The following is a 12,815-nucleotide window of genomic DNA, read 5'->3' as shown; positions in this document are numbered from 1 at the left end:
CCATGAGAATCCTTGTTTTTATATCGGTTCTTTTTGGATTGGGAGGGCTAACCGCCCAAACGGCACTATACAACAATGGAAACCTCCGCATCCATGACGGAGGTAGCCTAGGTTTTCATACAGACCTGATCAACGATGCCCCCTTTGACGAAAACCTTGGCCTCGTTGGTTTTTATGGGGACAACGTTTCGGTTTTTGGAACGGTAGTGCCCTTGTTCTACGATGTGGAAGTGGCCGTTGAAAACGACCTCATTCTCACTTTGGGTCTGGATACCCGTAACAACACCAATTTCATTTTCGGGGATATTTTTACCCCAAAGGCGAACCCTGCCGTGTACTACAACTTCTTGGCGGATGCCTTTTACAACGGGGAAGGCAACCTTCAAAAAATAAACGGCTATGCCGCCATCACCAACAAACAGGATTTTATGTTTCCCGTGGGCAGCAACGACGCTTTGCGGCCACTGACCTTGAATTCTGAAAGCGTAAACCCCTTTGCCAAGTGTGCCTATTTTTTCCAAAATCCAAGTACACAGTCGGTCATACCGGGCGACTTCAACATTGAGGTATTGGACGTGGATATTGCCGCCGTTTCCAATATGGAATTTTGGCGCTTGGAAGGCAGCGTTCCTTCCACAATTTCCATCTCTTGGAACAGGGAAAGCAACATGGCCAACCTAACCGATGATGCCACGACCATCATTCCCGTGGGGTGGAGCAAAGTGTCCCAACGGTGGATCAACTTGGAGGCCACTTTTGTTACGGGCGATTTGGAGCAGGGGTTTACAACATCGGCCACTTTTGTTCCCAACGATTATGAAATCATAACCTTAGGGGTGTCCCAAATACCATTTGAACCTTTGGAAAAAGAAGTGCTTACCTTGGACAACTTTTTTGTTTCGCCCAACGGGGACGGTATCAACGACCGCTTTTTTGTGGAGGAGTTGGCGGAATCGCCCAACAATATGGTGCGCATCTACGACCGTTTTGGGCTAAAAGTATTCGAACAGGCGAACTACGTGGATGAATTCGAAGGATTTTCCAATGTTGGCAACATTGTATTCGGTCGGGAGGATGGCCTACCCATTGGGGTTTACTTTTACACGATAGACATGTTGGATCTAGATTTGAAGTACCAAGGCTTTTTATACCTCGCTAGATAGTTTCGTAATCTTTCCAAATAGCTATTTCAGAAATAAAAAAAGGTAATATTTCGAAGGCTTTGTACGTTATGTATTCATTGTGTTGTTCGATGAAAATCGGTCTGCACACTATTTTTAAGTAATTTTAATGGGTATTGTTAACCCATCGGAAAAAAACAAAAAATGAAGAGAAGATCCTTTATCCAAAAAAGTAGCGGAGCGGCCTTGGGGCTTTCCTTGCTTCCTAACCTAATCATACAGGACATGGGTTATTCCACGGCAGAATTGATGGGAAAGGCGAACATTGAACTATTTGGAAAGGATATCAACCTTCGAAAAGAAGCGCACGACGCTTTTTTGGAAATGAAAAAGGCGGCCTATTCAGATGGCATCGACCTTAAAATAGTTTCCAGTTTCCGGGATTTCAGTAGACAGGAAGGTATTTTTGAACGCAAGTACATTACCTATACCGATGAAGGTATGGAACCCATGGCGGCCATTGAAAAAATAATCGAGTATTCGACCATTCCCGGGACCAGCAGGCACCATTGGGGCACGGATGCCGATATAATCGATGGTTACAGGAATGTGGAGGGCGATGTACTCGACCCTGAAAAATATGGCAACGGCGGTCCTTATGAGGACTTTAAGTTATGGATGGACAAGAATTCAGAAACCTACGGTTATTACTTGGTCTATACGGACGACCCAAAAAGAAGGGGATTCAAGTATGAGCCCTGGCATTATAGCTACGCTCCTTTGTCCATACCCATGTTGGAAGCCTACCGGGGCATCAATGTGGTAGCCCTACTTGAAAAAGAGGAGTTTTATGGCGCGGAACACTTTACACGGGCCTTTTTGCGCAGTTATATCCAAAACAATATTTTGGACATCAATAGAGCACTTCTGTAACTCTTTTGTATATTAGGTTCTACTATAGAACACTAACATTATGAGAAGAGGAAGTTGGAAAATCCGAATTTTTATCGGTTTGGCCATAGTGGCTTTCGCCTTTATCCAAAAATGCAACAACAAGGAGGAAAACCCGTATACTGGCCGTACCCAAACCATTAACATGTCCCCGGAGCAGGAAATCGCCATTGGATTGCAAAGCGCTCCGGAAATGACCCAACAGCACGGCGGACTCTACCCCGATGAAAAATTACAGGCCTTTGTGGATGCCGTTGGAAACCGCTTGGTGAATAACAGCATCGCCCAACAAACACCCTATAAATACGATTTTCATCTGTTGGCCGATGACCGCACGATCAATGCCTTTGCCTTGCCCGGCGGACAGTGTTTTATTACCTATGCCCTATTCCGCCAATTGAACGAAGCCCAACTTGCGGGGGTTTTGGGCCATGAAATCGGGCATGTGATCGGTAGGCATTCCGCCGAACGGATCGCGGAAAGTACCTTCTGGCAAACAGTGACGATGGGAGCCTCCGTAGGTGCGGATATGGGCGATATTGTAGGCAGCATTGGACAGAATACCCTTTTGACCAATGGTAGGGACGACGAATTGGAAAGTGACGAACTGGGCGTTTTGTTCATGATACAATCCGGCTATGACCCCAATGAAATGATCAAGGTCATGGAAATATTAAAGGCGGCCGCCGGTCCAAACCGGGTCCCTGAATTTCAGAGTACACATCCCGACCCGGAAAACAGGATCGAAAAAATAAGGGAAGCCATAGAAAAATATAGGAACGAAGGTTAAACGTTAAATTTTGCGTATAATCGGATTTATATACTAATTGCCCTATCCTTTTTACTATATTTATGATTCCCGAATCGCTTTAACTACTAAAATTTGACCCTTATAGCTTTGATTTAGTAATACATGCCGATGTTTATTGGTATCTAAACAAGACACTATAATGGGAACACTTACACACTTCAAGAATCTTTATGTTGGCGCATTTGAAAACTGCAAACCGGAAATATTGGTGGTGATCTTAAAGGTCTATTCCGTATTCTGCGCCCTGATGTTATTTATGGCCATTTATGCCTTCACGCATAGGGCTTTAAACGGTTTTGAATTTTAATTGGTACTCTTTTACTTGAACACTATTTAGAGTATATTATGAATAAAAAGGCCCATCGAAACCGATGGGCCTTTTTTCTAATTCAAATAATCAAAAAAATTATGAATTGGAATTTAGTACTTCCAATACGTCCGTAGCCTTGGACATTTCCGCATACTCCTTTACCGTATAGCCCTGGTCGCTTTTTATGTTCAAATTGGCCTGGTTCAACAATAATACCTTCATCACTTCTGCTTTGTTGTACCTTGCCGCGTACATGGCAGGTGTCATACCCAAGGACTTTTCGTTTACGCTTTCACCGGTGGCGATCAAGCTTCTTACTTTGTCCACATCCCCTTGCATGGCCGCTTTACATAATGAACTGATATTATCGTTTACGGGCGTCACGATTGTATGGTTTCTAGGGGCGTCCGCATGGACTTTTGCATAGGAGCTGGAAAAACCCAAAACTCCCAATGACATGGTTAATACAATTATTTTTTTCATAATAAGGTTATTAAATTGTTATTCATTTTTATAATATCCGTAAAATTAAACATCTTATTTTACGGATATTTCATTTTAAGAAAACAATAATAAAAAATTAACAATGGGAAACTTTTTCTTAACACCGCGCTTCCAATCGCAATTCCCTTTTTAAAAAAATTGGATATGACCGTTCGTTTTTGGCCGACCATTAAACAAAACATCATTTTTAGGAAAGAAAAAAGGCCTGTTCCATCCAATAAAGGAACAGGCCTTTCGTCTTTTGATTGATGGTTTGTTGCACCTTAGCTACCGCTAGCGCCCTCCAAAACAGCAAGTGCATCGGTGGCATTTGAAAGTTCCGCATACTTGGCCACGGAGTATCCTTGGTCACTCTTTGCGGATAAATCGGCCCCGTGATCAATAAGCAATTGAAGTACTTCCGCTTTGTTGTAACGTGCAGCGAACATTGCGGGGGTCATGCCCAAGGATTTTTTGTTAACGTCCTCTCCCAATTCTATCATTCGCTCTACGGTTTCAATGTCGCCCTGCATTACCGCTTTACAAAATGAACTAAGGTCATAGTTCGCTTTGCTTTTTTCCAATTTGATTTGATTTTTGATGGGCGTTGCGTTGGCCAAAAGACCAGTGCCCATGAACAGAACCGCCATGGACAAAGCTAGGATTGTTTTTTTCATGATGAATGAATTTTTAATTGATGAATAGATTGTTATTATATAATTATAGACGGGCCTTATAAGCTTATGTTACAGGATTAACACTTATATAACTAAATTTTAACAAAAGCCGTAAATTAAAGTAAGACTCTCTAACAATTTCGCATTCTCTCGCAAAAAGAGTATTCAAGTTCTAGTTATACTTAGGGAATCCTAGTATTTTTGACACATACTATTTAACGACCTACAAATGAACAAGAAAGTTATCTTAATGATATTGGATGGATGGGGCAAATCCCCAGACCCAAAAGTTTCGGCAGTTGACAAGGCCAACACCCCTTTTATAGACAGTTTGTACAAAGATTATCCCAATGCAAATTTACTCACGGACGGGATGAACGTTGGGCTTCCGGAGGGGCAAATGGGCAATAGCGAAGTAGGGCACATGAACTTAGGAGCGGGTAGAATCGTCTATCAGGACTTGGCAAAAATTAATTTGGCCGTGAAGGAGAATTCCTTAAAGGACGAACCTGCACTGAAGGATGCATTCCAATATGCGAATACGAACGATAAACCAATTCATTTTTTGGGTCTTTTGAGTGATGGTGGGGTGCATAGCCATATTGACCATTTGAAGGGGCTTATATCCGCAGGTTCGGAATCCGGAGTAAAAAATATGTTTATCCATGCCTTTACGGATGGTAGGGATGTAGATCCCAAAAGTGGTAAAGGGTTTTTGCAGGATTTGGTTTCGTTCTGTTCAGGAACAAATGCGCAATTGGCATCCATTGTTGGTAGGTATTATGCCATGGACCGTGACAAACGCTGGGAACGGGTAAAAAAAGCCTATGATGTAATGGTCAATGCCGAAGGGGAAAAATCCATGGATATTGTTCAAAGCATCCAAAACAGTTATGACAACAATGTAACGGACGAATTTGTGGAACCCATCGTTATGGTGAATGATTCAGGCCATCCTGTTGGGCAAATCAAAGAGGGCGACGTTGTCATATTCTTCAATTTTAGAACGGACCGAGGTAGGGAACTTACCCAAGTGCTCAGTCAGGAGGATATGCATGAGCAAAACATGCACAAACTCGATCTTTATTACGTGACCATGACCAACTACGATGATTCCTTCAAAGGCGTCCATGTAGTATATGACAAGGAAAATATAAAAGAAACGTTGGGAGAAGTCCTTGCTAATGCCGGCAAGACCCAGATACGGATTGCGGAAACGGAGAAATACCCCCATGTGACATTTTTCTTTAGCGGTGGTAGGGAAGTACCCTTTGAAGGAGAAAAGCGGCTGTTATGTCCTTCTCCAAAGGTAGCCACCTACGACCTACAACCGGAAATGAGTGCTTACGATATTCGGGACGCCATTGTACCAGAACTTAAAAAAGGGAAAGTTGACTTTGTATGCCTCAATTTTGCCAATCCGGATATGGTTGGCCATACCGGGGTTATGGAGGCAGCGATAAAAGCTTGTGAAACGGTGGATGCATGTGCCAAGGATGTTATTACCGCAGCCATCGAAAACGATTATTCCGTGTTGGTCATTGCCGATCATGGAAATTGTGAGACGATGATAAATCCGGATGGAACACCCAATACCGCCCATACCACCAATCCTGTACCATTAATTCTGGTAGACAAGGATGTTAAGCATATCAAGGATGGCGTTCTTGGGGATATCGCGCCCACTATATTAAAATTGATGGGCGTGGCACAATCCCCCTTTATGACCCAAAAATCCTTGGTGGACTAGCTTAATCCAAAATAAGCGTACTTTTGCACCTATGGTAAAAATAAAATCGGCAGAAGAAATAGAACTCATGCGCGAGAGCGCCCTGATCGTATCCAAAACATTGGGCATGTTGGCATCGGAAATAAAACCAGGAGTCAATGCCCTTTATTTGGATAAATTGGCAGAAACCTTTATTAGGGACCACGGCGCTTCCCCAGGCTTTTTGGGAATGTACGATTTCCCAAATACCTTGAACATGAGCCCAAACGCACAAGTAGTCCACGGAATCCCAAATGGTGAACCGCTTAAAGATGGGGATATTATTTCGGTGGACTGTGGTGCCCTTAAAAATGGATTTTATGGGGACCATGCGTATACCTTTGAAGTTGGCGAAGTGGCCCCAGAGGTAAAACAATTACTGAAAGTGACCAAGGAATCTCTTTACATTGGTATTCGCGAATTCAAAGTAGGCAACAGGGTTGGCGATGTAGGTTTTGCCATTCAAAATTATTGTGAAAGCCATGGGTATGGTGTGGTACGTGAACTTGTTGGCCATGGACTGGGCAAGAAACTGCATGAAAGTCCGGAAATGCCCAATTATGGAAAAAGAGGGCGCGGGAAAAAGTTTGTAGAAGGTATGACGGTGGCCATTGAACCTATGATCAATATGGGGACAAAAAACATTAAACAACTTAAGGATGGTTGGACCATTCTCACTGCAGATGGAAAACCCAGTGCGCATTTTGAGCATAATGTGGCCATTGTAAACGGAAAACCAGAGCTGCTATCCACATTCCAATACATTTATGATGCTCTGGGTATTGTATCAGATGAGGAGCTTGAGTTTAGGCAGGCTAAGCTACAATCTTAAATATTATTAAAGAGCAATTTAGAGACAATCCGATTTCTATTGGAAAATACCAACGCTCGCTTTTCGGGTAGATGAAGAAAATTTTCAAATTTTTTCTGAACCTTATACCAAGACCAGTGCTTATCAAGCTAAGCTATTGGGTACGGCCTATATTGTCCTTTTACTATTCCGGGAATACGTACCAAGATCCCATAGATGGGAAAAAATTCCGTAGTTTCCTTCCCTATGGTTATGAAAATCCAAGGGAAAATGTGCTTTCTCCCTCTACCCTTTCGTTGGAAAGACACAGGCTTTTATGGCTTTTTTTGAAAAACGACACCAATTTTTTTCAGGATACCCTAAAGGTATTACACTTTGCCCCGGAACAGGCCTTTTATAAAAGATTTAAAAAGCTGAAAAATCTTGCGTATACCACAACCGACCTAAACTCGCCTTTGGCCGATGTTAAAGCCGACATCTGTAACCTACCTTTTGAAAGTAACAGTTTTGATGTTATTCTTTGCAATCACGTGCTGGAGCATATTCCAGATGACACCAAGGCCATAAATGAACTTTTTAGGGTTTTGAAACCGGGCGGTTGGGGTGTTTTCCAAATACCCCAAGATTTAAGTAGGGAAATAACTTTTGAAGACCATTCCATCACGGACAAAAAAGAAAGGGCTAGAATATTCGGTCAATACGACCATGTACGCATCTATGGTAGGGACTTTTTTGAAAAGTTAAGGTCTGTAGGTTTTAGGGTTTACGAAATAGACATGACCTTTAAAATGCCCCCAGAGGACGTCGATAAATACAGATTGGCCCAGGGAGAAATTATCCCTTTGGTCAAAAAATAACTATTCCACCAAAAGTTCCTTAAATCCTTTGGTGAGAAATTCTTGGGTAACTCCCTTTTCATCCAAATAAATAATATACGCTTCAAGGTCTTTGTTATAATTAATGACTTTAAAGGCCTCGTGCAGGTCCATCGCCATAAATGCCGTAGCGTAGGCATCTGCCGTTGCACAGTCATTCGCGAGAATGGTCACCCCCAGTGTATTTGAATTTTTAGTGTAACCTGTAATAGGGTCAATAGTATGGACATATTTTTTTCCAGAAATACTATCCACCCTGTATTTCCGATAATTTCCGGAGGAAGCCAAAGCCCTATCGGACATATTTATCAACAATTTCATTTGTCTACCCATTTCCGCTTGGGGATCATCGATACCCACCACCCAGGGTTTTTCCTTTTCAAGGTTAATCCCTTTTGCCACTACTTCCCCACCAACTTCCACCAAGTAATTCTCAATACCTTTATTGTCCAACATAACGGCCAACCTATCAATTGCATATCCTTTGGCGATGGCATTAAAATCGAAATAAATATTCGGGTTTTGCTTAATGACCCTATTCTGAGGTGAAATGGATACTTTATTGAAGCCTACATACTGCAATAAACTATCCACGGTAAGGCTATCCATGGAAATCTGTTCCCCAGGCCCAAAGCCCCATGCGTTTACCAAAGTACCTACCGTTGGGTCAAAATATCCTTTGGTCTGTTTGTGTACCTTTCTGGAAAGCTCAAAAACCTCTTGAAACATTCGATCTACTACAACCAGGCTATCACCCCTGTTTATTCTCGAAATATCCGAATCAGGAATATAGGTCGATAAGGATTTATTGACCACTGTGAAGACGGAATCGATTTCAGCTTGGAAGTCAAGCTTTTCATTCCCCAAATAAATAATATTGTACGTAGTTCCAAGGGCCTCGCCCCTAGTCTGATTCCTAACGATCCCTCCCGTGCAGGAGAATAGTAGGAGCACTCCTGCCAAACACATCCATTTACCCATTATTCAATTTCAATTAAACCGTCATAATCCACGATATATTCCTCGTTCAGGTACACTGGTAGATTGTAATCCTTTGCATTTACCAAGCCAACCGGCGCATAAAAGGTTTTCGCTTCAAATTTTAAGGCATGGTCCCTCATTTTGTTTAAATCGGCCCTAAAAAAATCCAAATCTTGCGGATCTCCTGGGTACTCAATGGCCTTCACCACCACAAAACTCATTTTTGTTTCCTTTATACAAACGAATTGAGGGTTCTTTCGAAGTTCACTGTTGACCGCTAGAAATTCATATCCATCTTCCACAAGCTGCTTCCCCACCAAATTCATGGCTAAATTATGAAGTTCCTGTTCCGATAATGGTTGCATGTATTCAAAGTTTTATTCCTCCTATTTGAAAGTTATTTTCAATGGCATTTCTAAAGGTAATGAACTATGTGTTTTTCCGATTAAGAAGAAACGATAAATCCCACCCCAAAAAAAACCGACATGCATGCATATCGGTTTTTACATATTCTTGTTTTCCTTTTTTACTAGCCTCCGAAATCGTCAAATCGAATGTTTTCATCAGGAATACCAAAATCCTCGCCCATTTTCTGAACCGCTTTGTTCATTAACGGGGGACCACAGAAATAAAGTTCAATATCCTCGGGTGCCTCATGCTTACTCAAATAATTGTCTATCACACAATTGTGAATAAATCCAACGAAGCCGTCCCCTGGTGCATCGATATCTTCCTTGACCTTCCAATTATCCTCTTCCAAAGGCTCGGAAAGGGCCAAATAAAATTTGAAATTCGGGAACTCCTTTTCCAACTGGTAAAAATGGTCTAAGTAAAACAACTCTCGCTTAGACCTACCTCCATACCAATACGATACCTTTCTTTTTGTCTTTAATGTTTTGAAAAGGTGATATAAGTGGGAACGCATCGGGGCCATTCCTGCACCTCCACCAACATACAACATCTCGGCATCTGATTCATTTATGAAGAATTCTCCGTAAGGACCTGATATAATACAATCGTCACCTGGCTTCAGGTTAAATATGTAAGATGAAGCAATACCGGGATTTACATCCATCCAACCATTTTTATTGCGATCCCATGGCGGTGTGGCAATACGGACGTTCAGCATAATTTCGCGTCCTTCAGCCGGGTAGGAAGCCATTGAATAGGCCCTTTCTACCGTTTCCGGATTTTTCATCACCAGAGGCCATAGATTGAACTTATCCCATTCTGCCTTGAACTTATCAGGAGTTTCATGTTCCTCTGGGTGGGCCGTGATATCGATATCCGCATATTTGACTTCACACTCCGGAATCTCTATCTGAATATATCCTCCAGCCTTATAGTTCATATCTTCTGGAATTTCAACTACAAATTCCTTAATGAAAGAGGCAACATTGTAATTTCTAACCACCTTGGCATTCCATTTCTTAATACCGAAAACCTCTTCAGGTATGGTAATTTCCATGTCCTGTTTTACCTTCACCTGACAGGCCAAACGCGCTCCATGATTCAATTCCTTTTTTGAAAAATGAGGTGTCTCGGTCGGTAGTGCTTCTCCACCACCGGAAAGCACATGGCATTCACATTGAATACAAGTTCCACCACCACCACAAGCGGATGGTAAAAATATTTTCTGATTTCCCAATGTAGAAAGTAAAGAACTACCCGATCCCACTTCTATCTTTTTTTCACCATTGATTGTAATGGTTACGGGACCTGAAGGGGATAATTTTTCCTTGGTGAACAATAATAAAGCCACTAATATCATCAGTAGAATTAAAAAAGCGACTACTGTAATCAATATTGTTCCGCCTGTGCTTGCAGCTAAAATCATGCTAATTATTTTACGTCGTTATAGGAGATTTCCTTTTTGTCGATCTCAGAATTATTTTCAGTTACCTCGTGGTTGGTCACTTCCTTTTCTTCGCTCTTTGGAGTTTCGATATTTACGGTTTCCTGAGCATCTTCGGCTGCGTCATCCCCACCGGTCAACATACCACCGAAACTTTGAAAACCAATTCCCATTAATCCGGTTATGATAAAGGTTATCCCCAATCCCCTCAATGGTGCTGGAACATTGGAATAACGGATTTTTTCACGGATGGCCGCGATGGCCAAAATGGCCAAAAACCAACCAATACCGGAGCTTAATCCGTAGTTAAACGCCAATCCAAAGGTTTCGATTTGCCTGGACTGCATAAAAAGTGATCCACCAAGTATGGCACAATTTACCGCAATCAAGGGCAAGAAAATCCCCAAGGAATTGTAAAGTGACGGTGAGAACTTTTCCACTACGATTTCCACAAGTTGTACCATGGTTGCAATGGTAGCAATGAACAAGATAAAAGAAAGAAAGCTTAGGTTATAATCCGCATACTCAGGTCCCAACCAGGCCAATGCTCCATCTTGTAATAAATATTTATCCAAGAGCCAGTTCATGGGAACTGTTACAGCAAGTACGAAAATGACTGCTGCCCCTAGTCCTACGGCCGTGGCCACTTTTTTGGAAACCGCCAAATAGGAGCACATCCCCAGGAATACGGCGAATACCATATTATCAATAAAAATGGACCTAAAAAATAATTCTATATGCTCTAACATAATATTGTGTGTAAGTGTATTCTTAATTCTCTTCTACCAATGCAGGATTTCTAGATCGCTGCACCCAGATAATAATTCCAACAACAATGAGGGCCGCAGGAGGTATAATCATGAATCCATTGTTTTCATAGCCAATAGAATAAAGGCCAGTCTTTTCAATTGGATCACCCAAAACTGGAAATCCAAATAAGGTTCCTGAGCCCAAAAGTTCCCTAAAGAAACCTACGATTACCAAAATAATTCCATAACCCAAGGAGTTCCCTATTCCATCCAAGAATGATCTCCAAAGACCATTTCCCAAGGCAAAGGCTTCAAAACGTCCCATGATGATACAGTTGGTAATAATCAATCCTACAAAAACGGATAGTGTTTTACTTAGTGGATAAGCAAATGCCTTTAACACCTGATCCACTACAATTACCAAGGTGGCTACCACTATCAACTGTACGATAATTCTAATCTTGGAAGGGATTATATTTCTCATAGCCGATATAACTACGTTTCCCACACCCAAAACGAACATAACCGCGATGGCCATAACCACGGAAGCCTTTAGTTCTGCGGTAATTGCCAAAGCCGAACAGATACCCAATACCTGAATAGTAATCGGGTTGTTATCCGCCAGGGGATCTTTTATAAGATTCGCATCCTTTTTTGATAAAAGTGCCATATTAATTGGTTCTAATTGTTTGTAAATAATCCTTGTAAAGATTTACGGTCTCCTTGATCATGGCCGCAACCCCATTGCCGGTAATGGTTGCACCTGCCAAAGCGTCTACTTCATTATCGTCCTTGTCATTGTTCAGGGGATCATTGTTTCCTTTGGCAACATTTATGCCCGCATACTTAGTACCATCCATAATACTTTCACCTGAAAAGTCATCCATGAAATAGCGTTGGTTAATATTGGCTCCTAATCCGGGAGTCTCCCCTTTATGATCAAAGAATACCCCTTGAACTACCATTTCACTATCCAAGGCGATGTAACCCCAGATATCATCCCAAAGACCTTTTCCGTACATGGGGATCACATAAAATTTCTTTCCTTCCTTTTCACCAATAAACAATGGCAACTCTGGAGTTTGACCCTTTTTAGCCAAGGCCAGTTGCTTTTTCATATCGATCAAATAAGCTTCCTTGTTTTCAACGACCTCATCCCCCTTGATAACAATTTGCTCGGTTATGTATTGGGAGAACTCACTCTCAACTTCATCTGTTGGGACAAAATTAACGCTCCCTTCGTCGGCATTTTCATTGACACCCATTGCATAGAGTATATTTTGCTGTTTCTCAAAACGCATATTTTCGTTGATTCTACCGCTTAATCCTGTAGCTAGAAAAGCAAGTATTGAACCTACAACGACCACCATGACCGAGGCAAAAACCACGGTATACACATTTTTATCTGTATTTATTGCCATAA

The 12,815-nt window shown here is 41.8% G+C and carries 15 protein-coding genes; 7 read left to right on the top strand and 8 right to left on the bottom strand.

The features are described from left to right. Positions 1-2: 2 nt before the first annotated feature. The 4 genes from F0361_RS17340 (at position 3) to F0361_RS18805 (ending at position 3,190) form a co-directional block, all read left to right on the top strand. Positions 3-1,163: a gliding motility-associated C-terminal domain-containing protein gene (locus F0361_RS17340; RefSeq protein WP_154920681.1), complete on the top strand. Its 1,161-nt coding sequence runs from the start codon at positions 3-5 to the stop codon at positions 1,161-1,163. 162 nt (positions 1,164-1,325) lie between these two features. Continuing rightward, on the top strand, positions 1,326-2,054 hold the full coding sequence (locus F0361_RS17335) for a M15 family metallopeptidase (RefSeq protein WP_154920680.1): 729 nt from the start codon (positions 1,326-1,328) through the stop codon (positions 2,052-2,054). 40 nt (positions 2,055-2,094) lie between these two features. Continuing rightward, a complete protein-coding gene (locus tag F0361_RS17330) occupies positions 2,095-2,862 on the top strand; it encodes a M48 family metalloprotease (protein ID WP_154920679.1) in 768 nt (255 codons plus the stop codon). A 160-nt stretch (positions 2,863-3,022) separates the two neighbouring features. Then, a complete protein-coding gene (locus F0361_RS18805) occupies positions 3,023-3,190 on the top strand; it encodes a DUF6747 family protein (protein WP_162850219.1) in 168 nt (55 codons plus the stop codon). Between the two features lie 99 nt (positions 3,191-3,289). Here the strand turns inward: F0361_RS18805 and F0361_RS17325 are convergent, their stop codons facing one another. Both F0361_RS17325 and F0361_RS17320 read right to left on the bottom strand, forming a co-directional pair. Next, positions 3,290-3,676 carry an ankyrin repeat domain-containing protein gene (locus F0361_RS17325; RefSeq protein WP_154920678.1) on the bottom strand — a complete coding sequence of 129 codons (387 nt, stop codon included), beginning with the start codon at positions 3,674-3,676 and terminating at the stop codon, positions 3,290-3,292. 284 nt (positions 3,677-3,960) lie between these two features. Further along, positions 3,961-4,353 carry an ankyrin repeat domain-containing protein gene (locus F0361_RS17320; protein WP_154920677.1) on the bottom strand — a complete coding sequence of 131 codons (393 nt, stop codon included), beginning with the start codon at positions 4,351-4,353 and terminating at the stop codon, positions 3,961-3,963. Between the two features lie 229 nt (positions 4,354-4,582). Between F0361_RS17320 and gpmI the strand changes: the two genes are divergently transcribed. The 3 genes from gpmI (at position 4,583) to F0361_RS17305 (ending at position 7,789) form a co-directional block, all read left to right on the top strand. Continuing rightward, positions 4,583-6,103 carry a 2,3-bisphosphoglycerate-independent phosphoglycerate mutase gene (gene gpmI / locus F0361_RS17315; RefSeq protein WP_154920676.1) on the top strand — a complete coding sequence of 507 codons (1,521 nt, stop codon included), beginning with the start codon at positions 4,583-4,585 and terminating at the stop codon, positions 6,101-6,103. 31 nt (positions 6,104-6,134) lie between these two features. After that, positions 6,135-6,953, top strand: coding sequence for a type I methionyl aminopeptidase (map, locus tag F0361_RS17310; protein WP_154920675.1), 819 nt, complete (start codon positions 6,135-6,137; stop codon positions 6,951-6,953). Positions 6,954-7,024: 71 nt separating this feature from the next. Continuing rightward, positions 7,025-7,789, top strand: coding sequence for a class I SAM-dependent methyltransferase (locus tag F0361_RS17305; protein WP_154920674.1), 765 nt, complete (start codon positions 7,025-7,027; stop codon positions 7,787-7,789). Here F0361_RS17305 and F0361_RS17300 read toward each other — a convergent pair whose 3' ends face one another. The 6 genes from F0361_RS17300 to F0361_RS17275 form a co-directional block, all read right to left on the bottom strand. After that, on the bottom strand, positions 7,790-8,788 hold the full coding sequence (locus F0361_RS17300; RefSeq protein ID WP_154920673.1) for an FAD:protein FMN transferase: 999 nt from the start codon (positions 8,786-8,788) through the stop codon (positions 7,790-7,792). Next, entirely contained in the window at positions 8,788-9,153 is a 366-nt protein-coding gene (locus tag F0361_RS17295) for a Na(+)-translocating NADH-quinone reductase subunit F (RefSeq protein ID WP_138259381.1), read from the bottom strand. The genes F0361_RS17300 and F0361_RS17295 overlap by 1 nt, the downstream gene beginning before the upstream one ends. Positions 9,154-9,317: 164 nt before the next feature. Continuing rightward, positions 9,318-10,625, bottom strand: a complete 1,308-nt coding sequence (nqrF, locus tag F0361_RS17290) for an NADH:ubiquinone reductase (Na(+)-transporting) subunit F (protein ID WP_138259380.1) — start codon at positions 10,623-10,625, stop codon at positions 9,318-9,320. A 5-nt stretch (positions 10,626-10,630) separates the two neighbouring features. Continuing rightward, positions 10,631-11,392 (bottom strand): NADH:ubiquinone reductase (Na(+)-transporting) subunit E, encoded by a 762-nt coding sequence (gene nqrE, locus F0361_RS17285; protein ID WP_154920672.1) that lies wholly within the window; start codon positions 11,390-11,392, stop codon positions 10,631-10,633. A gap of 22 nt (positions 11,393-11,414) precedes the next feature. Then, a complete protein-coding gene (locus F0361_RS17280) occupies positions 11,415-12,062 on the bottom strand; it encodes an NADH:ubiquinone reductase (Na(+)-transporting) subunit D (protein ID WP_138259378.1) in 648 nt (215 codons plus the stop codon). A gap of 1 nt (position 12,063) precedes the next feature. Further along, complete coding sequence (locus F0361_RS17275; protein ID WP_154920671.1) at positions 12,064-12,813, bottom strand: Na(+)-translocating NADH-quinone reductase subunit C; 750 nt, start codon at positions 12,811-12,813, stop codon at positions 12,064-12,066. Between the last annotated feature and the right edge of the window lie 2 nt (positions 12,814-12,815).

This window comes from Maribacter flavus (assembly GCF_008386635.1).
GTDB classification, from domain to species: Bacteria; Bacteroidota; Bacteroidia; order Flavobacteriales; family Flavobacteriaceae; genus Maribacter; species Maribacter flavus.
This window is presented reverse-complemented; position numbering and strand designations above follow the sequence as displayed.